Source organism: Streptomyces axinellae, from assembly GCF_039532135.1.
GTDB lineage: Bacteria > Actinomycetota > Actinomycetes > Streptomycetales > Streptomycetaceae > Streptomyces > Streptomyces axinellae.
This window is the reverse complement of sequence record NZ_BAAARJ010000001.1, coordinates 209874-234046: the sequence shown is the minus strand read 5'-3', so window position 1 is coordinate 234046 and position 24173 is coordinate 209874. Positions and strand designations below refer to the sequence as shown.

Here is a 24173-nt window from a genome sequence, read left to right as displayed (position 1 = left end):
TCAGCTCTCGCTCTCCGAGCCGGACCCTTCCGGCCCGGACCCTTCCGAGTCCCCGGCCTCACCCTCCGACGAAGCCTCCGACCCGGCAGCCTCGCCCAGCAACTCGGCAACCTGAGAACCCGGGACGCGCTTGAACTTCCTCTTCTGCGGGCGGCCACGATCCAGCACAGCCACCTCCAACTGCTCGGCGGTCAGCGTCCGTTCACTGCCGTTGCTGTCCCGGCTCAACGCTTCGACCGCCAGCTTCAACGCCTCCGCCAGGGACATACCCTCGCGGTGCCGCTGATCCATATACGTGCCGATCTGATCGGAATTACCACCGACCGCGACCGAACCATGCTCATCTACGATCGAACCGTCATGCGGCAGCCGATAGATCTGATCGTCCTCCGGAGCCGGACCCACCTCCGCGACAATCAACTCGACTTCATACGGCTTCTCCGCATTCGCCGAGAAAATAGTGCCCAACGTCTGCGCATAAACGTTGGCAAGACCACGAGCGGTGACATCCTCGCGATCGTAGGTATAGCCACGCAGATCGGCGTAACGCACCCCGCCGATACGAAGGTTCTCGAACTCGTTGTACTTACCGACCGCCGCGAAAGCGATCCGGTCATAAATCTCACTGACCTTGTGCAGCGCCCGGGACGGGTTCTCCGCGACGAAGACGATGCCGTCCACGTACTGCAACACGACCACACTGCGCCCGCGCGCGATGCCCTTACGGGCATACTCCGCACGATCGGCCATTGCCTGCTGGGGTGACACATAGAACGGCGTCGACACCGGCTATCCGTCCCTTCCTGTCCGTAGAGGTGCCTAGGAAACCGGGGCCTGCGGCCCGTTGGGCAGTTCCAGACGCCCCTCATGCACCGTCTGAACCAACTGCGCGACCTCCTCCTCGGACAGCCTGCGATAGCCGTCCTCGGTGATCACCGCGACAACAGGGTAGATGCGGCGCGTCATATCCGGACCACCGGTGGCCGAGTCGTCATCCGCCGCGTCGTACAGCGCCTGAAGCACCACCATCGCGGCCTGACGCTCCGTCATGTCCTCGCGGTAGAGCTTCTTGAGCGAACCCCGCGCGAACACCGACCCCGAACCGACACCGGCGAAACCCACCTCCTCCGAACGGCCACCCGTAACGTCATAGGAGAAGATGCGGCCCTTCTGCCGGTCCACGTCATACCCCGCGAAAACCGGGACGACCGCCAACCCCTGAAGAGCCATACCGAGATTGCTGCGAATCATCGTGGAGAGACGATTGGCCTTGCCCTCCAGCGAGAGCGTCGACCCCTCCACCTTCTCGAAGTGCTCCAACTCCAGCTGGAACAGCTTCACCATCTCCACCGCCAGCCCAGCGGTACCCGCGATCCCCACGGCAGAATGCTCATCCGCCGGAAAGACCTTCTCGATATCCCGCTGCGCGATGACATTGCCCATCGTCGCCCGCCGGTCACCCGCCAGCACCACACCACCCGGAAAAGACACGGCAACGATCGTCGTACCGTGCGGCACCTGAATGGCACCTTCCACCGGCGGCAGAGGCCGCGCCCCCGGCAGCTGCTCCGGAGCGTGCTGGGACAGGAAGTCCATGAAGGACGAGGATCCTGGCGTCAGGAAGGCAGCAGGTAGACGCCCGGTGCTACGAGTTTCGGCTTCCACACGTTTCCTTCCACGTAGCCGGCCGCACGCCTGATGACGTCCGGCCGGTCCTTGAACTGCCCCAGCGCGGCGTTGCAGCTGAAGCACAGTACGCCACGGACCCTACCCGTCTCGTGATCGTGGTCCACATGCTCCGGGTCCGGCTTGAGACAGACCGGACAGATCCCGAACTGCTCGTCGAACAGGGTCTGTCGCTCGCTGACGGTCATCCCGTACTTGCGCTTGAGATGTCCGGCCCGGCTCTCCTCGGCGCGACACGACTTACAGCGCGTTGAAAGCCCGTCGGACGCAGCCGTGTTCCGGTGCCATTCGGCATGCGGCTTCACTTCGCCGCAGTGATGGCATCTCTTATGCCCCGCCGGGACCGGCGGGTTCTTCAGCTCACGTCGCTCTTGACGTTTCCTTCGGTCCCATTGCTTCGCGTATTCACGAGCACACGGCCTGCAATAGTCCTGGCGGCCGTCAGGCCGTCCTCGGTGCGGCCCGCATGCTTCCCGGGTCAACACCTGCTCGCAACGCGGACACCGCTTTCCGTTCATATACGTGGACTACTGTCCACCCTTCTGCACGAAGGACCTCACGAAATCCTCTGCGTTCTCCTCGAGCACGTCATCGATTTCGTCCAGCACGGAGTCCACGTCGTCGGAAAGCGCCTCCTGGCGCTCCTTGAGGTCCTCGGAGCCTGAGTCGGAATCCGACTCATAACCCGAGTCGTACTCCTCCTCGGTCTGGCGCGTCGACTTCTGCTGTCCGCCGCCGGTGTCCTTGGTCGCCATATCCCTCACCCCGCTCAGATCGGTGGTGTGCGCGGAACGTACAGGTCAGACCCTACAAGCCGGGACTGACATCGGCTTCTCTGTTCCTTCAACGTCCAGTAACCACCTCGATGATTCCCGGACCCGGGACCGAATAGGCGCGCCTCAGCCCCCCGAGAGCACCTTCACCAGCTCTTCCGCCGTCCGGCAGCGGTCGAGCAGTGCTTTGACGTGGTTCCGGGTACCCCGCAGCGGCTCCAGGGTCGGGACTCGTTGCAGAGAGTCACGGCCGGGCAGGTCGAAGATGACCGAGTCCCAGGAGGCGGCTGCTACATCGTCCGCGTACTGCTCCAGGCAGCGGCCCCGGAAGTAGGCGCGGGTGTCCTCAGGCGGCTTGGTGGTGGCGTGCTTGACCTCTTCCTCGGAGACGATCCGCTGCATCTTGCCGCGGGAGGTGAGCCGGTTGTAGAGGCCCTTGTCGGGGCGTACGTCGGCATACTGGAGGTCCACCAGGTGGAGCCGGGGGGCGTCCCAGTCGAGGCTGTCGCGGCGGCGGTAGCCCTCCATCAGCTCGCGCTTCGCGACCCAGTCCAGCTCTCCGCTGAGGCTCATCGGCTCGCTCTCCAGCCGGTTGAGTACGTCCTCCCAGCGGGTGAGCACGTCTGTGGTCTGCTCGTCGGCGTCGGCGCCCCAGCGTTCCTCGACGTATTTGCGGGCCAGCTCGTAGTACTCCATCTGGAGCTGTACGGCTGTGAGGGTGCGCCCGCTGCGGAGGGTGACCAGTCGCTGGAGTGTCGGGTCGTGTGAGACCTGGTGCAGGGTGCGTACGGGCTGGTCGACGGCGAGGTCCACGGCGATGAAGCCGTCCTCGATCATGGAGAGGACGAGGGAGGTGGTGCCGAGTTTGAGGTAGGTGGAGACCTCGGAGAGGTTGGCGTCTCCGATGATCACGTGGAGGCGGCGGTATTTCTCGGCGTCCGCGTGCGGCTCGTCCCTGGTGTTGATGATGGGGCGCTTGAGGGTCGTCTCCAGGCCGACCTCGACCTCGAAGTAGTCGGCGCGCTGGCTCAGCTGGAAGCCGTGCTCGCTGCCGTCCTGGCCGAGGCCGACGCGGCCGGCGCCGCAGACGACCTGGCGGGAGACGAAGAACGGGGTCAGGTGGCGCACGATGTCCGAGAACGGGGTTTCCCGGTTCATCAGATAGTTTTCGTGCGTCCCGTAGGAGGCGCCTTTGTTGTCGGTGTTGTTTTTGTAGAGGTGGATGGGCTGGGTGCCGGGGACCTCGGCGGCGCGTTCGGCGGCCTCGGCCATGACGCGTTCACCCGCTTTGTCCCACAGCACCGCGTCGCGGGGGTTGGTGACCTCGGGTGCGCTGTATTCGGGGTGTGCGTGGTCGACGTAGAGCCGTGCCCCGTTGGTGAGGATGACGTTGGCCAGGCCGATGTCCTCGTCGGTGAGCTGGCTGCTGTCGGCGGATTCGCGTGCCAGGTCGAAGCCGCGGGCGTCCCGCAGCGGGTTCTCCTCCTCGAAGTCCCAGCGGGCGCGGCGCGCCCGGTGCATCGCCGCCGCGTAGGCGTTGACGACCTGGGACGAGGTGAGCATGGCATTGGCGTTGGGGTGGCCGGGCACGGAGATGCCGTACTCGGTCTCGATGCCCATTACTCGCCGTACGGTCATGCGGCCCTCCTTGCCTGACGGCGGTCCGCCGTTGGACCACCGTTCAAGTCCCGCTGCGCATCCGGCCCGTGCGCGGTCCCCTCGTCCGCACTGCGCTTCACGGCGGTACGGAAGAGCCTATGCCGCACAGGCTGAAGTGGGGAGATCACTCTGCGGACTTCCTTGGCGCTCCGGGGAAACAGTCCGGCTGCGGGTGCCCTTGGGGCCCCGCAGCCGGACTGGTCCTCGCTACAGGTACTGACCGGTGTTGGCGACCGTGTCGATGGAACGGCCGGTGTCCGCGCCCTGTTTGCCGGTGACGAGCGTGCGGATGTAGACGATCCGTTCGCCCTTCTTGCCGGAGATGCGGGCCCAGTCATCCGGGTTGGTGGTGTTGGGGAGGTCTTCGTTCTCCTTGAACTCGTCGACACAGGCGGCGAGCAGGTGGGAGACGCGCAGGCCCTTCTGGTTCTGGTCGAGGTACGCCTTGATGGCCATTTTCTTGGCGCGGCCGACGATGTTTTCGATCATGGCGCCGGAGTTGAAGTCCTTGAAGTAGAGGACTTCCTTGTCGCCGTTGGCGTAGGTGACTTCCAGGAAACGGTTCTCCTCGGACTCCGCGTACATCTGCTCCACGACCGACTGGATCATGGCGTCGACTGCGGCGGGCTTGCTGTCGCCGTGTTCGGAGACGTCGTCGGAGTGCAGCGGGAGGTTCGCGGTGAGGTACTTCGAGAAGATGTCCTTGGCGGCTTCGGCGTCCGGGCGCTCGATTTTGATCTTCACGTCGAGGCGGCCGGGTCGGAGGATGGCGGGGTCGATCATGTCTTCGCGGTTGGAGGCGCCGATGACGATGACGTTCTCCAGACCTTCCACGCCGTCGATCTCGGAGAGGAGCTGGGGGACGATGGTGTTTTCCACGTCCGAGCTGACTCCGGAGCCGCGGGTACGGAAGAGGGAGTCCATTTCGTCGAAGAAGACGATGACGGGGGTTCCCTCGCTGGCCTTTTCGCGGGCCCGCTGGAATACGAGGCGGATGTGCCGTTCGGTCTCGCCCACGTATTTGTTGAGCAGTTCGGGGCCCTTGATGTTCAGGAAGTAGCTCTTGCCCTGTGGGAGGCCGGTGACCTCGGCGACCTTTTTGGCCAGCGAGTTGGCGACGGCTTTGGCGATCAGGGTTTTGCCGCATCCGGGCGGGCCGTAGAGCAGGACGCCCTTGGGCGGGCGCAGTTCGTGCTCGCGGAAGAGGTCGGGGTAGAGGTAGGGCAGCTCTACCGCGTCCCTGATCAGTTCGATCTGTCCGCCGAGGCCGCCGATCTTGGTGTAGTCGATGTCGGGGACCTCTTCGAGGACCAGTTCTTCGACTTCGCTCTTGGGTACGACCTCGTAGACGTATCCGGAGCGGCTCTCCAGGAGGAGGGCGTCTCCGGCGCGGAGGGTCGCGTTCAGCAGGGGTTCGGCGAGCCGTACGACGCGCTCTTCGTCGGTGTGGCCGACGACCAGGGCGCGCTCTCCGTCTTCCAGGACTTCTTTGAGGGTGACGATGTCACCGGCACTCTCGAATTCCATGGCCTCGACCACGTTGAGCGCTTCGTTGAGCATCAGCTCCTGGCCGCGCTTCAGCTCTTCGAGTTCCACGTTGGGGCTGACGTTCACCCGGAGTTTGCGGCCTCCGGTGAAGATGTCGGCGGTGCCGTCCTCGTTGGCCTGCAGAAAGACGCCGAAGCCGGCCGGTGGCTGGGCGAGCCTGTCCACCTCTTCTTTGAGGGCCACGATCTGGTCGCGTGCCTCGCGGAGAGTGTTGGAGAGCCGCTCGTTCTGGGCGGACACGCCGGCCAGGTTGGTCTGCAGCTCGACGATCCGCTCTTCGAGAATCCTCGTGTGACGCGGAGAGTCGGCGAGCTTGCGGCGCAGGACGGCGATTTCCTGCTCAAGATAGGCGATCTGGCCGGACGGGTCCTCCGAACCCCGACCGGGCCGGATGCCGCGGTTGATGTCGTCGTCGTGGGCTGCCACGGTCCTCACCTCCTCCAGGGGGAGCTGGACGCTTCGACCCTACCTGGGCCGGTGCGGGTTGAAACCCCTAGATCACAAAGAACGGTCGGGGCGTGTCCGATCTTCACCCTTGCGCACTCCCTCACGACTGGGGAATACCCACCCATCACCATCTGAAAGCGACCGGTTGTATCGTCAAGTCGTTCAACACCCTTCAGGGGCGGCCCTATTTCGTCACGAGTTGCAGGAGCGGCGGTCACCAGGATGAGCACAGCGGAGGAGGCCCTTGAGGTCTGGATCGATCAGGACCTGTGCACGGGTGACGGGATCTGCGCGCAGTACGCTCCGGAGGTCTTCGAGCTGGACATCGACGGGCTGGCGTATGTGAAGAGCGGGGATGACGAGCTGCTCCAGGATCCCGGTGCGACCACGGCCGTCCCCCTTCCGCTGTTGCGCGATGTCGCGGACTCGGCCAAGGAGTGCCCCGGGGACTGTATCCATGTGCGGCGAATTTCGGACAAGGTCGAGGTCTACGGCCCCGAGGCCGAGTGAATCTCGTGTTCCGGGGTGCCGCGGGGAGGCCCGCAGCGTGTTCCGGAGTGCCGCTCAGGCGCTGATGCCGCCGCCGGCGACGGGTGCGGGGGTGAGTGCGAACTTCCCGCTCTTCCATTCCCACTTGACGCGGCGTTGCTTGTCGGGGCAGCAGCGCGGTACGTCGGGGGTGGAGTATCCGAGGAGCTTCGCGGAGATGGTGGTGCCGTGGACCTTGAGGTCCTTGACCGTCATCCGTTCTTTCTGAGCCACGAGCGTGGCGGCCACTTCGGGGGTGCGGCTGTCGGCGGCGTGGGTGAGGACGAAGACCGCGCTGGGCGGGGTGCCGCCTTGGGCCCGACAGCGTACGACGGCGACGGTTTCGGCGGCGCCGTCGCCGTCGAAGTCCGCGGCTCCCTCGTCGAGTACGTCCGTCTTGGTGCCGGCGGGGCCGCAGTCGAGGGGGTAGTGCGCGGTGGCGGGGTCGGGGGCCTTGCCGGATTCCGCTCGGGGGGCCGGGTTGGCGGTGGCGTCGGAGGGCAGGAGCGCCGAGGCACCGAGCACGGCGGCCAGCGCTGCGGCGGTGGCCAGCCAGTGGACCGTACGGGTACGGGTGTGTGGCAGATCCGTCACGCGGGGTGACTCCTGGGGAGGTGGGTGCGGGGAGGTGCTCAGCATCGTGCCATACGTCACACCGGCGTGGAACGCCCGGGTCCCGTTGGTGCCTGCGGGGCGGCGGGATTGCCGATTGGGTGTCGCTTTGCCGAGATGGAGTGCGTCCTACGATCATGCAAACGCATGAACGGGCGGCCCGGCGTCAGGCTCAACAGTGTTGGTTTCGCTCCTGTTTGAGGACTGGAGCGGGACCGGTGACGGCTTCGTACGAGCCGACGACGAGGCACCGGGGCAGGTGCCTCCGGTGCCTCGTCTCGGCTCTTCGTGTGAGGTTCTCGGCCCTGTTGCCCGGCCAGTGTGGCGGCTTGGGGCCGGGGACGCGGGGCCGTCAGGCGGAGGTGCGACCTCCGGACTGGCTGCCGGGGCCGGTGTAGTCATCGCCGTACGCGCCCTTCGCGGGGCGGCGGCGGCGCAAGGGGGGCTCTACGCCGTCGGCGAGGCGGCGTGCGGTGAGCAGGAAGCCGGTGTGGCCGATCATCCGGTGGTCGGGGCGTACGGCGAGGCCCTCGATGTGCCAGTTGCGCACCATCGTCTCCCACGCCTGCGGCTCGTTGAAGGTGCCGAACTCGCGGATGGACTCGACCATGCGGGCCATCTGCGTGGTGGTGGCGACGTAGGCGCACAGGATGCCGCCGGGCACCAGGGCCTTGGAGACCGGCTCAAGGCATTCCCAAGGGGCGAGCATGTCGAGGATGACGCGGTCGACGTCGGTGTCGGAGAGGTTGTCCTGGAGGTCGCCGACGGTGAGGGTCCAGGCGGGGTGCGGGGAGCCGAAGTAGCGCTCCACGTTTTGCTGCGCGATCTCGGCGAAGTCGGCCCGGCGCTCGTATGAGTGGAGCATGCCCTGGTCGCCGATGGCGCGGAGCAGGAAGGTGCTCAGCGAGCCGGAGCCGACGCCGGCTTCGACGACGCGTGCGCCGGGGAAGATGTCGGCCATGGCGAGTACCTGTCCGGCGTCCTTGGGGTAGACGACGGCGGCTCCGCGCGGCATGGACAGGACGTAGTCGGGGAGCAGGGGGCGCAGCGCCAGGTAGGCGACGTTTCCCGTGGTACGGACGACACTTCCCTCGGGCGCACCGATCAGCTCGTCGTGGGGGAAGGCTCCCTTGTGGGTGTGGAAGCTCTTCCCCTCTTCGAGGGTGATCGTGTAGTGGCGTCCCTTGGGGTCTGTGAGCTGGACCTGATCCCCGACCTTGAAGGGCCCGCGACGGCGGGCGGCACCGGTCGGTTCGGACATGCGCACAGCCTATCCGGTCCTGAGCAGCCTGTTACGCGGAGGGCTTTGCCATGGCCGCGACGAAGGCGCGCTCGACGTCGGCGGCCGAGAGCACTCCGTAGATCTCGCCCGTCTCCTCGACCACGAGGTATTCGGTGGCGGGGGTGGCGCGCAGGTACTCCAGCAGGTCCTCGCCGGCCATTTCGGCGGGGACCCGCATCCCGTCCTTGAGGTCCTGGGCGAGGGTGCTGACGGCGACCCAGGGACGGCGGTGTTCGGGCACGCCGGCGAGGGCGGCCTCGCGGACGAGGGAGAGCGGCTCTCCTCGGCCGTCGACGACGACGAGGGCGCGGGCTCCGGCCTCGTTGGCACGGCGGAGTGCCTCCGAGAGCGGGGTGTCGGTGCGGACGGGGACGGCCCGGCGGGTGAGGTTGCGGGCCTGGAGCTCGGGGAGGCGCTCGCGCAGCCGGGCCATACGCAGGCTGTTTCCGGCCCCGGTCCAGATGATGGCGGCGAGGATCGCGGCGAGCAGGGCGTCGGTGAGGGAGTCCATTCCGCTCACACCGCCCTTGGCGACGCCGCCGGTCTGGGCGGCGAGCGGGAGGCCGATCAGCACGGCGACGGCCAGCGCCCGGCCCACCCAGGCGGCGGCGACGGTGCCGGTCATGGGCTTGCCGGTGATCTTCCAGACGACGGCGCGCAGCATGCGTCCGCCGTCCAGGGGGAGGCCGGGCAGCAGGTTGAAGACGGCGACGATGAGGTTGGAGATCATCAGTCCGGCCAGCAGGACGCCGGGGACGGTGCCGGGCTCCACGGCGCGCATGCCCACGAAGAAGACGCCCGCGAGGACGAGTGAGAGCAGCGGTCCCACGAAGGCGAGGATGAATTCGCGGCCGGGGGTCTCGGACTCCTTCTCGATTTCGGAGACGCCGCCGAAGAACTGGAGCTGGATGCGGCGCACGGGCAACTTGAAGCGGAGCGCGGCGACGGTGTGGGCCAGTTCGTGGACGAGGACCGAGGCGTAGAAGGCGACGGCGAAGAACAGGGCGATCAGGTAGCGCGCGGCACCCAGTTCGGGCAGCACACGGTCGAGCTGGCCGCCGAAGACCCAGGTGATGAGCGCCGCGACGAGGAACCAGGAAGGGGCGACGTAGACGGGTACGCCGAAGGGGCGGCCCATCAGAATGCCGCCGCCTGCCGGGCGCGGGCGCTCGCGCTCGGCGGGCAGGGTCTTGGCCGGGGCGGGCCGACGCCCGTCCGGAGTGGACCGGTCGCCCGGGGCGGGTGCCGGCTTGTCCGGAGCGGAACCCGGCTTGTGTGCGGCGGGCTCCGGCTCGTGCGCGGCGGACTCCGACTCCTCCCGAGCGGAATCCGGCTCCTCCGCAGGGGACTCCGGCTTGCCCGGGGCGGACGCCGGCCCGTCCGCGGGGGGCTCCGGCTTCTCCAGGACGGGTTCCGGCTTGCCCGCGGCGGACTCCGGTTGCTCGTCGGCCGGGCGCGCGTCCGGAGCGGGCCCGGTCTGTTCGGCCGGGTGTTCGGTCGGAGCGGGCTCGGCGGGGCCGTGTCCGGCGCGGTCGGGTTTTTCCTCGCGTACGGGGGCCGGGCCGTCTTCGGAGGCGGCCTGGTGGCCCTCTTCGAGGGCGGGCCGGGAGTTTCGCTCAGGGGGTGGGGCGGCCTCAGCGGCGGGGGTGTTCGCGGGGGCGGGTTTGTCCTCCCCCATGGCCTCGGACGCGGTCTCGGGCGTGCTCGGGGACCGGCGCTCGCCGCCGCTCGCCCCGCCTGAGCCGTCGCTCCGCGGCTTCCCGTCGTTGTCCGTGTCCGCCACGGGTTCCCCTCTGCTGCTGCCCTCTCGCACCCCGCTGCTCCGCGCGGTCCTGACGATCATGCGATGCGAGGGGTCTGCCGTCGATGGTAAGTGTCCCTTGTCAGTGGTGGGCCGTAGGGTCTTTCCCCATGAGAACCAGCGCGGCCACACCGCCGACCTCGCTGTCCCCCTCCCGGGCGGGCGACTTCATGCAGTGCCCGCTGCTCTACCGCTTCCGGGTGATCGACAAACTGCCGGAGAAGCCCTCCGCCGCCGCCACTCGGGGGACGGTGGTGCACGCGGTGCTGGAGAGACTCTTCGACGCTCCTGCCCGGGAGCGCAGCGCGCCGCGGGCCCGTTCCCTGGTCGCCGGGGAGTGGGAGCGGCTGCTGGCCAAGCGTCCCGAGCTGGCGGAGCTGTTCGCCGAGGACACGCGGGACGGGGCCCGTTTGGGACAGTGGCTGGCGGAGGCCGAGCAGCTGGTCGAGCGGTGGTTCACGCTGGAGGATCCGACGCGGCTGGAGCCGGCCGAGCGTGAGCTGTTCGTGGAGGCGCGGCTGGAGTCCGGTCTGCGGCTGCGCGGCATCATCGACCGGGTGGACATCGCTCCTACGGGTGAGGTGCGGATCGTCGATTACAAGACGGGAAAGGCGCCGCGCCCCGAGTACGCGGACGGCCCGCTCTTCCAGATGAAGTTCTACGCGCTGGTGCTGTGGCGGCTGCGGGGCGTGGTGCCCACGCGGTTGCAGCTGGTCTTCCTCGGCAGCGGTGATGTGCTCACCTACGACCCCGACGAGAGTGATCTGCGGGGCGTGGAGCGCAAGCTGCTGGCCCTGTGGGACGCGATCACGCGTGCGACGGAGACGGGCGACTGGCGGCCGAAGCCGGGCAAGCTGTGCGACTGGTGCGACCATCAGGCGCACTGCCCCGAGTTCGGGGGCACTCCCCCGCCGTATCCGCTGATGATCCAGCCGAGGCTGCCCGAGCCGAGGCCGCCGCAGGAGGGCGCGGGCCCCGCCGACGGCGGGCCGGTCTCCGCTGGGGAGGACGGAGCCGGGTCGGCCGGGGACGGAGCGGCTTCGGCGGCCGGCGGGACTGTCCAGGCCGGCGAGGGGGCAGCGGTCCGGGCGGAGGGCGACTAGGCAAGAATGGGGTGCCCGCTGCCGCCCTCTGGAGGAGTTCCTGTGGCAATCCGCGTACTGCTGGTGGATGACCAGCCACTGCTGCGCACCGGCTTCCGGATGATCTTGGAGGCTGAGCAGGACATAGCGGTCGTGGGTGAGGCCGGGGACGGCTTGCAGGCGCTCGATCAGGTGCGGGCGCTCCAGCCCGATGTGGTCCTCATGGACATCCGGATGCCGCGGATGGACGGGGTGGAGGCGACCCGCAGGATCACGGGTCCGGCCAAGGACGGCCCGGCGAAGGTGCTGGTGCTGACGACCTTCGACCTGGACGAGTACGTGGTGGAGGCGTTGCGCGCCGGTGCGAGCGGGTTCCTGCTGAAGGACGCGCCCGCCGGTGAGCTGGTGCAGGCCATCCGGGTGGTGGCCGCCGGCGAGGCGATGCTGGCGCCGAGCATCACGCGCAGGCTGCTGGACAAGTACGCGGGCAAGCTGCCCTCGGGTGAGGAAGCGATGCCGGACACTCTGCATCAGCTGACCGAGCGTGAGGTGGAGGTCCTGAAGCTGGTGGCGCGGGGGCTGTCCAATGCGGAGATCGCGGCGGATCTTTTCGTGAGCGAGACGACGGTCAAGACGCATGTGGGCCATGTGCTGACCAAGCTGGGGCTGCGCGACCGCGTGCAGGCGGCGGTGTACGCGTACGAGAGCGGGCTGGTGCGGCCGGGCACGTCGTAGGACGTCGTGGGCGTGCCGTGGCCGCTGGCGCGCCCGCCGCGGGGCTCGGCACCGTGGCGCCACGGGCGAAGGGCGAAACCGGCCGCAGCCGGATGCGTCCTCGCGGCTTTGCAGCCGGATGAGGGGAGCCTCCCTGCGGGGAGGCTCCCCTCGCGGCTTGCCGCGGCCGGTCGGCGTCCGTTCGGCCCCTGCGGTCAGTCTCCGGCGCCCCGGCCCAGCTCCCAGTACTGGAGTACGGAGGCGGAGTTGAGCGCCCACTCGGTGCCGGTGATGTCGTCGCGGGCTGCCAGGTACTGCTTGCCCTGCCACAGCGGCAGTACGGGGACGTCCTTGGCGATGATGTCCTGTGCGCGGCCGAAGGCGCCGGTGGTGCCGGCGCGCCGGGTCTGCCGGCGGGTCTGCGGGACGATCTTGTCGCGGATCTCGGCGTTGCTGTACTTCGAGCCCAGGAAGTTGTCCTTCTCGAAGAACGGGGCGAGGAAATTGTCGGCGTCCGGGAAGTCGGCGTACCAGCCGTAGCCGTAGACCTCGTACTTGCCGCTGGTGGCGGCCGGGCGGTAGTCGTCCCATGTGACGCCCTCGGTCTTCACGTCGAACAGGCCGCTGCCGTTGAGCTGCTTCTTGAGGACGGCGAACTCCTTGGCGGTGGCGTCGCCGTAGTGGTCCGAGGTGTAGTGGAGGGTGAGCTTGACGGGGTCGTGGATGCCGGCGTGTTCCAGGGTGCGCTTGGCCGCCGCCTTGTCGGGCTCGCCGTAGATGTTGAAGAACGAGTTGCGGTGGGCGGGCAGGCCCGCCGGGACGAGGCTGTAGAGCGGCTGGGTGCTGCGGTCGTAGGCGTCCTTGACGATCTTCTGCCGGTCGATGAGCTGTGCCATGGCCTTGCGGACGGCCTTCTTGCGGGTGGTGGGGGCCTGCATGTTGAAGGCGAGGTAGCGGATCTCCTGGCCCGGCTGTTCGACGAGGTTGATGCCTTTGCCCTGTGCCATGTCCAGTTCCTGGACCTGGTTGGGCGAGATGGTGCGGCTCATGATGTCGATGTCACCGGCCTTGAGGGCCTGTTCCATGCTGTGGGAGCCGTTGAAGAAGCGCAGTTGGATCTGCTGGTTGTGGAGGGTGAGCCCGCCCTTGTAGTGCGGGTTCTTGCTGAGGACCGCGGTGTCGGCCTTGTTGTCGAAGCTGTCGAGCTGGTAGGGGCCCGATCCGGTCAGCTCGTAACCCTTGGCGAGGGACCGGGCCGGGTAGGTCTGGCTGTCCACGATGGCGGCGGCCGGGGTGCTGAGCTTGTAGGGGAAGGTCGCGTCGGGCTTCTTGAGGTGGAAGACGACCTCGTGCGCTCCGATTGCCTCGACGCGGTCGAGGTCGGCGAAGAGGGACGAGGGGCCGCTGCGGTGCTTGATCCGCAGCACGCGTTCGAGGGAGAACGCGACGTCCTTGGCATCGACCTTGTGCCCGTTGGAGAAGGTGAGCCCCTTGCGCAGCGTGCAGCGGTACTGCTCGTTCTGCGCGTCGGTGAAGCCGCATGTGCGGGCGGCGTCCATCTCGGGTTCGGTGCCGGTGCGGGGCAGTCTGACGAGCGTCTGGAAGGTGTTGCGCATGACGCTCCACGCCGCGACGTCGTAGGCGGCGGCTGGATCGAAGGGGGCGGGGGTCTGCTTGTCGGCCACGAAGCGGTCGGTCGTGCCGACGACGATGGCATCTCCGCCCGCGCCTGTGTCCTGCTCGGATCCGCAGCCGGCGAGCACGGGCGCGAGAAGCCCGGCGAGCACGGGCAACGCCATAGTTCTACGGTTCATGGTCGACGATCTCCTCGCCCGGCCGGGTTTGCTGCAGGGGTGAAATGGCCGGTGCGACGACATTAATCGCCATGCGGGAATGTCCCTGAAACGCAGGTCATGGGAGCGGTTTCACGCAGAGGAACCACGAGCATCCTGTCCGCTATCCGGACACGGGAACGTATCTCGCGTTGATCGCCAATACGGACACTTGGGATGGACAATTCCCCCGACTGGCACGGGGGGATCACAGGTCGATACTCCTGTCGAGAGACCTGAAAGTGATGAACGTCACTGGACCAATCCACGCACCGGGCAGCCGAATTGGCGATCCCCTGTCACGGACAATGAGTATCCGGACGCCCTCCGTCCACCCCTCCGGGAAGCTCGGGAATACCTTCTGCGGGAAAGGGAAATTCAGCGCGGAATCAGCACCAGGGAGCGCAGAAAAGAGAGATCGACTTCTTCGAGCGAACTGACCACGGTGCGCCCCGACTTGGGTTTGATCGGCGCGATGGAAGGCACCGCGACCACGTGGCACCCCGCGGCCTCGGCCGCCGCGACACCGGTGGCCGTGTCCTCCAGCACCGCGCAGCGGGCGGGATCGACGCCCAGCCGGCGGGCCGCCGTCAGATACGGGTCCGGGTGCGGCTTCGTGCGGGGCAGCTCGTCCCCGGCGACGGTGAAGGCGAAGTTCTCCGGGCCGAGCGAGCCGAGCATGCGGTCCACGACGGAGCGGTGCGAGGCGGACACGAGAGCGGCGGGGATCCGGTGTGCCGCCAGCTCGGCCAGCAGTCTGCGGGCGCCCGGCATGAGGGGGACGCCGCGTTCGATCCGCTCGACGAACTTGTTGTTCAGCAGGATGCTCAGCTCATCCAGGGGGATGTCGGCGGCCGTGGCCTCGATCAGGAAGCCTGCGCTGCGTGTCATGGGCCCGCCCACCACGACGGTGCGCCACTCCTCGCGCAGCTGGTGGCCCAGCTCGGCGAAGACCGCGACCTCCGCGTCCCACCAGAAGTCCTCGGTGTCGACCAGGGTGCCGTCCATGTCGAGCAGCACTGCCTGGAGTGCGGGCTCTTCGGCCGTAAGAGTGCTGACGGCGGGGAGAGAATCGGCCATCCGCGAACACCTCCAGAGGGACGAGAAGGCCGGTTGCCCTCCTCGGCGGAAGAGAACAACCGGCCTGTACCGGACCGAACAGTGTACGACGGCCGGCGTCAGCGGGCGTTGAAGTACTTGGCTTCGGGGTGGTGGATGACGATCGCGTCGGTGGACTGTTCGGGGTGGAGCTGGAACTCCTCGGACAGCTCGACACCGATGCGTCCGGGCTGGAGCAGGTCGGCGATCTTGGCGCGGTCCTCCAGGTTGGGGCAGGCCCCGTAGCCCAGGGAGAAGCGGGCACCCCGGTACTTCAAATCGAACATGCCTTCCATGGCGTCCGGGTCCTCGCCCGCGTATCCCAGCTCGGCGCGCACCCGGGCGTGCCAGAACTCGGCCAGGGCCTCGGCGAGCTGGACGGAGATGCCGTGCAGCTCCATGTAGTCGCGGTAGTTGTTGTTCGCGAACAGTTCGGCGGTGGCCGTATCGACCTTGGAGCCGATGGTGACGACCTGCAGACCGACCACGTCGGTCTGCCCCGACTCCTCGCTGCGGAAGAAGTCGGCCAGGCACAGGCGCCGCCCCCGGCGCTGGCGGGGGAAGGTGAAGCGGGTGCGCTCGGAGCCGTCCTCGTTCAGCACGATCAGGTCGTCGCCCTTGGAGTGGCAGGGGAAGTAGCCGTAGACCACGGCCGCTTCCAGCAGGCCGTCGGCCTGGAGCCGGTCGAGCCAGCCCCGCAGCCTGGGCCGGCCCTCGGTCTCCACCAGTTCCTGGTAGGAGGGGCCGTCGCCGGCGCGGGATTCCTTCAGGCCCCATTGGCCCTTGAACAGCGCGCCTTCATCGATCCAGGAAGCGTATTCGCGCAGGTTGAGACCTTTGACGACCCGGGTGCCCCAGAACGGGGGCTCGGGCACCGGGTTGTCGGTGGCCACGTCGGAGCGGATGGATCCGTCGTTGACCTCGGGTTCGGCGATGTGCAGGTCGCGCTTGGGCACCCGCCGCTGTTTGAGGGGCGGCAGCTCCACGCCGGGGACGCCGCGTTTGACGCCCATGAGGGCGTCCATGAGGCTCAGCCCCTCGAACGCGTCCTTCGCGTAGCGGACTTCGCCCTCGTACACCTCGTGCAGGTCCTGCTCGACGTATGCCCGGGTCAGGGCGGCGCCGCCGAGGATGACGGGGAAGTCGGCGGCCATCTTCCGCTGGTTCAGCTCCTGAAGGTTCTCCTTCATGATGACCGTGGACTTCACCAGCAGCCCGGACATGCCGATCACATCCGCCTTGTTCTCCTCGGCGGCCTCCAGGATCGCCGAGACGGGCTGCTTGATGCCGAGATTGACCACCGTGTAGCCGTTGTTGGACAGGATGATGTCCACGAGGTTCTTCCCGATGTCGTGGACGTCTCCCCGCACCGTGGCCAGCACGATGGTGCCCTTGCCGTCGTCGTCGGTCTTCTCCATGTGCGGTTCGAGGTAGGCCACCGCCGTCTTCATCACCTCGGCCGACTGGAGCACGAAGGGCAACTGCATCTGGCCCGAGCCGAACAGTTCGCCGACGACCTTCATCCCGGCCAGCAGGGTGTCGTTGACGATCTCCAGTGCCGGACGCGATTCCAGCGCCGCGTCCAGATCCGCTTCCAGGCCGTTCTTCTCCCCGTCGATGATCCGCCGCTGCAGCCGCTCGTCCAGCGGCAGTGCCGCCAGTTCCTCGGCCTTGCCCGCCTTCATCGACTTCATATCGACGCCCTCGAACAGCGCCATCAGCTTCTGCAGCGGGTCGTAGCCCTCGGTGCGGCGGTCGTAGACGAGGTCGAGTGCGGTGCTGACCTGCTCCTCCTCCAGCCGCGCGATCGGGAGGATCTTGCTGGCGTGGACGATCGCCGAGTCCAGACCGGCCTTCACGCACTCGTCGAGGAAGACCGAGTTGAGCACCACGCGGGCGGCCGGGTTCAGGCCGAAGGAGATGTTCGACAGGCCCAGGGTCGTCTGCACCTGCGGACGCCGCCGCTTCAGCTCCCGGATCGCCTCGATGGTGTTGACGCCGTCCTTGCGGGACTCCTCCTGTCCCGTGCAGATGGTGAACGTCAGACAGTCGATGAGGATGTCGCACTCGCGGATACCGTAATGCGCGGTGAGGTCGTCGATGAGCCGCTCGGCCACCGCCACCTTCGCCTCCGCCGTGCGCGCCTGGCCCTCCTCGTCGATGGTCAGCGCGATCAGCGCGGCGCCGTGTTCGCGGGCGAGTGCGGAGACCTTCGCGAAACGGGACTCGGGCCCGTCCCCGTCCTCGTAGTTGACGGAGTTGATGACGGCCCGGCCGCCCAGGCACACCAGGCCCGTGCGGATGACCTCGACCTCGGTGGAGTCCAGGACGATCGGCAGGGTCGCCGCGGTCGCGAACCGGCCCGCCAGCTCCTTCATGTCGGCCACACCGTCCCGGCCGACATAGTCCACGCACAGGTCGAGCATGTGGGCGCCCTCGCGGATCTGGTCGCGGGCCATCTCCACGCAGTCGTCCCAGCGGCCCTCCAGCATGGCCTCCCGGAACTTCTTCGACCCGTTCGCGTTGGTCCGCTCGCCGATCGCCAGGTACGAGGTGTCCTGCCGGAAGGGCACCGCCTGGTACAGGGAAGCGGCCCCCGGCTCCGGGCGCGGATCGCGCGCCGTCTGCTCGGCGCCCCGCACCCGCTCCACCAGCTGCCGCAGGTGCTCCGGTGTCGTCCCGCAGCAGCCGCCGACCAGAGAGAGCCCGTAGTCGCGGACGAAACCCTCGTGCGCGTCGGCCAGTTCGCCCGGCGTCAAGGGGTAGTGCGCGCCGTCCTTCCCCAGTACCGGCAAACCCGCGTTCGGCATGCAGGAGAGGGGGATACGCGAGTGCCGGGCCAGGTAGCGCAGGTGTTCGCTCATCTCGGCCGGGCCTGTGGCGCAGTTGAGGCCGATCATGTCGATGCCCAGCGGTTCCAGCGCCGTCAGTGCCGCGCCGATCTCCGAGCCCAGCAGCATCGTGCCGGTCGTCTCCACCGTCACCGACACCAGCAGCGGCACCGGCATCCCGGCCGCGTCCATCGCCCGCCGCGCGCCGATCACCGACGCCTTCGTCTGCAGCAGGTCCTGCGTGGTCTCCACCAGCAGGGCGTCCGCGCCTCCGGCGAGCATTCCCTCCGCGTTCTGCTGGTAGGCGTCCCGCAGCGTGGTGTAGGGCGCGTGGCCCAGGGTCGGCAGCTTCGTGCCCGGGCCCATGGAGCCCAGCACCCAGCGCGGGCGGCCGTCCCGCGCCTCGAACTCCTCCGCCACCTCCCGGGCGATGACGACGCCCTTCTCCGAGAGCTCGAAGATCCGGTCGGTGATGTCGTACTCCCCCAGCGCCGCGTGGTTCGCGCCGAAGGTGTTCGTCTCCACGCAGTCCACGCCCGCGGCGAAGTACTCCTCGTGCACGGAGCGGATGATGTCGGGGCGCGTCACGTTGAGGATCTCGTTGCAGCCCTCCAGCTGCTGGAAGTCGTCCAGGGACGGATCCTGCGCCTGGATCATCGTGCCCATCGCCCCGTCCGCCACCACGACGCGTGAGGCGAGGGCCTCGCGCAGCGCGTCGGCGCGGCTGAGGTTCGAGGGGACGGGCGTGCTGTGCGGCGACGAGGCCATGGAAGAAGCTCCCTGGGATGCGACGGCTGTCGGCTTTGCGTGCCCGGTTGCGAGCAGCGCACCCGGTCAGCGTAGCGGGCGAGCGCAAGAGTGCCGGTGGACATTCCATCGAGTGGACAGTCCTCGGCTCGATCTCGACTACCGTCGCGTCGGCATCAGGCGATACCGTTCGGCATTGTCGAACCGAGGACAGCAGGTCAGGGAGGACCGATGGCCCGGACCATCCAGTCGCTGGAGCGCGCGGCGGCAGTGCTCCGCTTGCTGGCGGGCGGTGAGCGGCGCCTCGGTCTCTCCGAGGTCGCCACGACTCTGGATCTCGCCAAGGGCACGGCGCACGGATTGATCCGCACCCTTCAGCAGGAGGGCTTCGTCGAGCAGGATCCCGCCACGGGCAAGTATCAGCTCGGCGCCGAGCTGCTGCGCCTGGGCAACAGCTATCTGGACGTGCACGAGCTGCGGGCGCGGGCCCTCGTGTGGACGGATGACCTGGCCCGCTCCAGCGGCGAGAGCGTCTACCTGGGTGTGCTGCACCAGCAGGGCGTGCTGATCGTCCACCACGTCTTCCGGCCGGATGACAGCCGGCAGGTCCTGGAGGTCGGTGCCATGCAGCCGCTGCACAGCACCGCTCTGGGCAAGGTGCTGGCGGCCTATGACCCGGTGGCGCTGAGCGAGGCACTGGACGGGGAGCGCCTGGCCTTCACGGAGCGCACCGCGACGGATCCGGCGGATCTGGAGGCGGCGGTGGAGCTGACCCGGGCCCGCGGATGGGCGGCGGATGTGGAGGAGACCTGGGACGGACTCGCCTCGGTGGCGGCACCGATCCACGATCGGCGCCGGATGCCGGTGGGCGCGGTGGGGGTCACCGGGGCTGTCGAGCGGGTCTGTGAGGGCGAGGAACTGTTGCCCCGGCTTGTGGCGGCCGTGCGGGACACGGCGCGGGCGGTCTCCCACGACCTGGGGGCCCGTCGCTTCTGAGCGGCTGAGTGCCCGTCGCGGCCGAGCGGCCGAGTGCCCGCCCCGGTCGGCGCCCACCGCTTCTGAGCGGCTGGCCGCCCGTCGCGGCCGAGCGGTTCTCTCCCGGCGGGCGGGCCGGCGTATCGGCCGCCCGCCTCTTCCGGCCGGCTCGTTCCTCGCGGCCGGGTGGCGCGTTCCGCACCGGGCCCGCAGGGACGGCGAACTCCCGGGGCGTCCCCCGCTGTCCGACTGCACCACCGGACGAACTAGGCTATATGCCGCCAACACGTGCCGAATGGTGCAAATGAGATCAGGATGGGCATCCGAGAGTGATCCGTCACACCCCCTTGACGAGGTCTTCATTAAGGAGAAAAGTTGCCGTCCAGCGGTCGACATTGTCGAACACCGGACGTTAAACCGGCCCGCCTATCTATCTGGACAAAGGACAAAGGAGTCGCGGGTGTCCAGCTCCGACATCTTCACGAGCGAGGTTCTCGGCACGATGGTGCTGGTCCTCCTCGGCGGCGGCGTGTGCGCCGCCGTCAACCTCAAGCGGTCCAAGGCGTTCGACGCCGGGTGGGTCGCCATCGCCTTCGGCTGGGGCTTCGCCGTTCTCACCGGCGCCTACATCGCCCAGCCCTCCGGCGCCCACCTGAACCCCGCGGTCACTCTCGGCCTCGCCATCAAGGGCGACACCGCCTGGAGCGATGTGCCCGTATACATCGGCAGCGAGCTGCTGGGCGCGCTCCTCGGCGCGGTACTCGTGTGGATCGCCTACTACGGTCAGTTCCAGGTCACGCTCCGTGAGCCGGAGGCCGTGGAGATGAGGAAGGCGAACCCGGGCCCGGTGCACGGCGTCTTCTTCACCTCTCCCGAGGTGCGCAACCCGGTGCAGAACTTCCTCACCGAGTTCATCGCGACGTTCGTGCTCCTCCTCGCGATCCTCACGCAGGGCCTCAGTGACAACGGCAAGGGCCTGAGCACGCTGGGTGCCTTGATCACCGCGCTGGTCGTGGTGGGTATCGGTCTCTCCCTCGGCGGTCCGACGGGCTACGCCATCAACCCCGTGCGTGACCTCGGTCCGCGTATCGTCCACGCGCTGCTGCCGCTGCCCAACAAGGGCGGCAGCGACTGGGCCTACGCCTGGGTCCCGGTTGTCGGCCCGCTGGCGGGCGGCGCAGCCGCCGCCGGGGTCTACAACCTCGCGTGGGGCTGATGAGCGCCGGACGGACCCGCTGACCGAACCGAACGAAGTATCGGAGTAACCATGAGCGACACCCACACCACGAACGCCTCCGCACACGGTGGCGGGCCCTTCATCGCGGCCATCGACCAGGGCACCACCTCCAGCCGCTGCATCGTCTTCGACAAGGACGGCCGGATCGTCGCGGTCGACCAGAAGGAGCACGAGCAGATCCTGCCGAAGCCGGGCTGGGTCGAGCACGACGCCGCCGAGATCTGGACCAACGTCCAGCAGGTCGTGACCGGCGCGCTGGAGAAGGCCGGCATCACCAAGAAGGACGTCCTCGCGCTCGGGATCACCAACCAGCGCGAGACGACCGTGCTGTGGGAGAAGGCCACCGGCAAGCCGGTGCACAACGCCCTGGTGTGGCAGGACACGCGCACCGACGGGCTGTGCAAGGAGCTGGGCCGCAACGTCGGCCAGGACAGGTTCCGCCGCGAGACGGGCCTCCCCCTGGCCTCGTACTTCGCCGGACCCAAGATCCGCTGGCTGCTCGACAACGTCGAGGGGCTGCGCGAGCGCGCCGAGAGAGGCGAGATCCTCTTCGGCACCATGGACTCCTGGGTCATCTGGAACCTCACCGGCGGGCCCAACGGAGGCGTGCACGTCACCGACGTCACCAACGCCTCGCGCACCATGCTGATGAACCTGCACACCATGGCCTGGGACGAGAAGATCTGCGCCTCCATCGGCGTCCCGATGGAGCTGCTGCCCGAGATCCGCTCCTCCGCCGAGGTGTACGGAGAGGCCACCGGTGAGCTGTCCGGGCTGCCGGTCGCCTCCGCGCTGGGCGACCAGCAGGCGGCGCTGTTCGGCCAGACCTGCTTCGCACAGGGCGAGGCGAAATCGACCTACGGCACCGGCACCTTCTTGCTGATGAACACCGGGCACGAGCCGGTCAACTCCTACAACGGGCTGCTGACGACCGTCGGCTACCGCATCGGCGACCAGAAGCCGGTCTTCGCGCTGGAGGGCTCCATCGCGGTCACCGGCTCGCTCGTGCAGTGGATGCGCGACCAGATGGGCCTGATCAACAGCGCGGCCGAGATCGAGACCCTGGCCAGCTCCGTCGAGGACAACGGCGGCGCCTACTTCGTCCCGGCCTTCTCCGGACTGTTCGCACCGTACTGGCGCTCGGACGCGCGCGGCGTCATCGCGGGCCTGACCCGCTATGTCACCAAGGCGCACCTGGCCCGCGCGGTGCTGGAGGCGACGGCCTGGCAGACCCGGGAGATCGTCGATGCGATGCAGAAGGACTCCGGCGTGGAGATGACCGCGCTGAAGGTCGATGGCGGGATGACCGCGAACAACTTGCTGATGCAGACCATCTCGGACGTCATGGACGCACCGGTCGTGCGTCCGATGGTCGCCGAGACCACCTGTCTGGGCGCGGCGTACGCGGCCGGGCTGGCGGTCGGTTTCTGGTCGGACACCGAGGAGCTGCGTGTCAACTGGAAGCGCGCTGCCGAATGGACCCCCCGCATGGACGCCGAGACGCGTGAGCGGGAATACAAGAGCTGGCTCAAGGCCGTCGAGCGGACCATGGGCTGGATCGAAGAGGAGAACTGAGAGCGATGAACACCCTGCAGAGCGTCCCAGCGCTTGGGACGCACCCGGCTGCCGGCAGCAATCCTGGCCGCGCCGAGACCAGAGAGCTGCTCGCGAACGCGACGTACGACCTCCTGGTGATAGGCGGCGGCATTCTGGGGACCTCGGTCGCCTGGCATGCGGCGCAGTCGGGACTGCGGGTGGCGATGGTGGATGCCGGTGACTTCGCCGGCGCCACCTCCTCCGCGTCCTCGAAGCTGGTGCACGGCGGGCTGCGCTACCTGCAGACCGGTGCGGTCAAGCTCGTCGCGGAGAACCACCACGAGCGGCGGGTGCTGGCCAAGGATGTGGCCCCGCACCTGGTCAACCCGCTCACCTTCTACCTGCCCGTCTACAAGGGCGGGCCGCACGGCGCCGCCAAGCTGGGCGCCGGTGTCTTCGCCTACTCGGCGCTGTCCGCCTTCGGCGACGGTGTCGGCCGGGTCATCTCCCCGGCCAAGGCGGCAGCCGACAACCCGGCGCTGCGCACCGACAACCTGAAGGCGGTCGCGGTCTACGGCGACCACCAGATGAACGACTCGCGGATGGCCGTGATGACGGTGCGCGCCGCCGTCGAATCGGGCGCCGTGGTACTCAACCACTCCGAGGTCACCGGGCTGCGCTTCACGAGGGGCCGGGTGACCGGCGCCGAGCTGAAGGACCGGATGGACGGCACCGAGTTCGGGGTCAACGCGCGGCTGGTGCTGAACGCGACCGGCCCGTGGGTGGACCACCTGCGCACCATGGAGGACAGCGGCGCCGCGCCGTCGATCCGCCTGTCCAAGGGCGCGCACATCGTCCTGAAGCGCAACTCGCCCTGGCGCGCGGCGATGGCCACGCCGATCGACAAGTACCGCATCACCTTCGCGCTGCCGTGGGAGGACCAGCTCCTGCTGGGCACCACCGACGAGGAGTACACGGGCGACCCGGCCGACGTGCGGGCCACCGAGGCCGACATCCAGCAGATCCTGGACGAGGCGGCCTTCTCCGTCCGCGACGCCGACCTCTCCCGGGACTTGATGACGTACGCCTTCGCGGGGCTGCGGGTGCTGCCGGGCGGGCCCGGCGGCGTCGAGTCGGCCAAGCGCGAGACGGTCGTGACCGAGGGCCGTGGCGGCATGCTGTCGGTCGCGGGCGGCAAGTGGACGACCTACCGGCACATCGGCCGCACGGTCATGAACAAGCTGGAGAGGCTGCCCGGCGGCGCGCTGTCGGGAACCATGGAAGACGTGGTGCCGGTCAAGGACCTGGTGCGGCGCACCCCGCTGCCCGGCATCTCCAACCCCAACGCGGTCGCGCACCGGCTGCTGGTGGACCACGAACCGGGCGTGCGCATGGACCCGCTGACGGCGCGTCAGCTGGCCACGCACTACGGCTCGCTCTCCTTCGACATCGCGCGGCTGGTCAACGAGGACCCGTCGCTGGGCGAGCGTATCCACCCCGACGGGCCGGAGATCTGGGCGCAGGTCGTCTACGCCCGCGACCACGAGTGGGCCGAGACGGTGGACGACGTCGCACGGCGCAGGACGACGCTGACCATCCGTGGCCTGGACACCGACGAGGTGCGTGCGCGCATCGAGAAGACGCTGGGCGAGCGCGGCTGACCTGCCCTGCCCTGTTGAGCACGCGGCCCCGGCCCATGTGGCCGGGGCCGCGTGCTGAACGCTGTGAGCAGTGAGCAGTGAGCAGTGAGCTGAGCGTGCCGTGGATCACGGACAGTGTGAGCTA

At 68.4% G+C, this 24173-nt stretch carries 19 protein-coding genes; 7 read left to right on the top strand and 12 right to left on the bottom strand.

Translation table 11 applies throughout. The features are described 5' to 3' along the window. The 6 genes from prcA to arc form a co-directional block, all read right to left on the bottom strand. Nucleotides 1–786, bottom strand: a complete 786-nt coding sequence (prcA, locus tag ABD339_RS00890) for a proteasome subunit alpha (protein WP_344561083.1) — start codon at nt 784–786, stop codon at nt 1–3. Between the two features lie 33 nt (nt 787–819). Beyond that, complete coding sequence (gene prcB, locus ABD339_RS00885; protein ID WP_344561081.1) at nt 820–1665, bottom strand: proteasome subunit beta; 846 nt, start codon at nt 1663–1665, stop codon at nt 820–822. Then, nucleotides 1617–2204, bottom strand: coding sequence for an endonuclease VII domain-containing protein (locus ABD339_RS00880; RefSeq protein WP_344561079.1), 588 nt, complete (start codon nt 2202–2204; stop codon nt 1617–1619). Before ABD339_RS00880 ends, prcB begins: the two co-directional genes overlap by 49 nt. A 9-nt stretch (nt 2205–2213) precedes the next feature. Beyond that, entirely contained in the window at nt 2214–2441 is a 228-nt protein-coding gene (locus ABD339_RS00875; RefSeq protein WP_344561077.1) for a ubiquitin-like protein Pup, read from the bottom strand. A 144-nt stretch (nt 2442–2585) separates the two neighbouring features. Then, a complete protein-coding gene (dop, locus tag ABD339_RS00870; RefSeq protein WP_344561075.1) occupies nt 2586–4097 on the bottom strand; it encodes a depupylase/deamidase Dop in 1512 nt (503 codons plus the stop codon). Nucleotides 4098–4325: 228 nt separating this feature from the next. Beyond that, nucleotides 4326–6092, bottom strand: a complete 1767-nt coding sequence (arc, locus tag ABD339_RS00865) for a proteasome ATPase (protein WP_344561073.1) — start codon at nt 6090–6092, stop codon at nt 4326–4328. 243 nt (nt 6093–6335) lie between these two features. On the opposite strand from arc, the gene ABD339_RS00860 reads away from it, so the two are divergent. Continuing rightward, nucleotides 6336–6623: a ferredoxin gene (locus tag ABD339_RS00860; protein ID WP_344561072.1), complete on the top strand. Its 288-nt coding sequence runs from the start codon at nt 6336–6338 to the stop codon at nt 6621–6623. Nucleotides 6624–6677: 54 nt separating this feature from the next. Here the strand turns inward: ABD339_RS00860 and ABD339_RS00855 are convergent, their stop codons facing one another. From ABD339_RS00855 to ABD339_RS00845, 3 genes are all read right to left on the bottom strand, one after another. Continuing rightward, nucleotides 6678–7235: a hypothetical protein gene (locus ABD339_RS00855; protein WP_344561071.1), complete on the bottom strand. Its 558-nt coding sequence runs from the start codon at nt 7233–7235 to the stop codon at nt 6678–6680. A gap of 370 nt (nt 7236–7605) precedes the next feature. Further along, nucleotides 7606–8514, bottom strand: a complete 909-nt coding sequence (locus tag ABD339_RS00850; RefSeq protein ID WP_344561069.1) for a tRNA (adenine-N1)-methyltransferase — start codon at nt 8512–8514, stop codon at nt 7606–7608. 31 nt (nt 8515–8545) lie between these two features. Beyond that, nucleotides 8546–10213 (bottom strand): site-2 protease family protein, encoded by a 1668-nt coding sequence (locus ABD339_RS00845; RefSeq protein WP_425575857.1) that lies wholly within the window; start codon nt 10211–10213, stop codon nt 8546–8548. Between the two features lie 233 nt (nt 10214–10446). Between ABD339_RS00845 and ABD339_RS00840 the strand changes: the two genes are divergently transcribed. Both ABD339_RS00840 and ABD339_RS00835 read left to right on the top strand, forming a co-directional pair. Continuing rightward, nucleotides 10447–11439, top strand: a complete 993-nt coding sequence (locus ABD339_RS00840) for a RecB family exonuclease (RefSeq protein WP_344561065.1) — start codon at nt 10447–10449, stop codon at nt 11437–11439. A gap of 42 nt (nt 11440–11481) precedes the next feature. After that, nucleotides 11482–12153: a response regulator gene (locus tag ABD339_RS00835; protein ID WP_344561063.1), complete on the top strand. Its 672-nt coding sequence runs from the start codon at nt 11482–11484 to the stop codon at nt 12151–12153. 194 nt (nt 12154–12347) lie between these two features. Here the strand turns inward: ABD339_RS00835 and ABD339_RS00830 are convergent, their stop codons facing one another. From ABD339_RS00830 to metH, 3 genes are all read right to left on the bottom strand, one after another. After that, a complete protein-coding gene (locus ABD339_RS00830; RefSeq protein ID WP_344561062.1) occupies nt 12348–13946 on the bottom strand; it encodes an ABC transporter substrate-binding protein in 1599 nt (532 codons plus the stop codon). A gap of 396 nt (nt 13947–14342) precedes the next feature. Next, complete coding sequence (locus ABD339_RS00825; protein WP_344561060.1) at nt 14343–15044, bottom strand: HAD family hydrolase; 702 nt, start codon at nt 15042–15044, stop codon at nt 14343–14345. A 98-nt stretch (nt 15045–15142) separates the two neighbouring features. Then, a complete protein-coding gene (gene metH / locus ABD339_RS00820; RefSeq protein WP_344561058.1) occupies nt 15143–18661 on the bottom strand; it encodes a methionine synthase in 3519 nt (1172 codons plus the stop codon). 210 nt (nt 18662–18871) lie between these two features. Here metH and ABD339_RS00815 point away from each other — a divergent pair, with 210 nt between their 5' ends. From ABD339_RS00815 to ABD339_RS00800, 4 genes are all read left to right on the top strand, one after another. Further along, nucleotides 18872–19636, top strand: coding sequence for an IclR family transcriptional regulator (locus ABD339_RS00815; protein ID WP_344561056.1), 765 nt, complete (start codon nt 18872–18874; stop codon nt 19634–19636). Between the two features lie 439 nt (nt 19637–20075). Continuing rightward, nucleotides 20076–20831, top strand: coding sequence for an MIP/aquaporin family protein (locus ABD339_RS00810; RefSeq protein WP_344561054.1), 756 nt, complete (start codon nt 20076–20078; stop codon nt 20829–20831). A gap of 51 nt (nt 20832–20882) precedes the next feature. Next, nucleotides 20883–22427, top strand: a complete 1545-nt coding sequence (gene glpK / locus ABD339_RS00805) for a glycerol kinase GlpK (protein WP_344561052.1) — start codon at nt 20883–20885, stop codon at nt 22425–22427. Nucleotides 22428–22432: 5 nt separating this feature from the next. Then, the gene (locus tag ABD339_RS00800; protein WP_344561050.1) at nt 22433–24049 is read left to right on the top strand and encodes a glycerol-3-phosphate dehydrogenase/oxidase; all 1617 of its coding nucleotides are present in this window, start codon (nt 22433–22435) and stop codon (nt 24047–24049) included. The last annotated feature ends 124 nt before the right edge of the window (nt 24050–24173 follow it).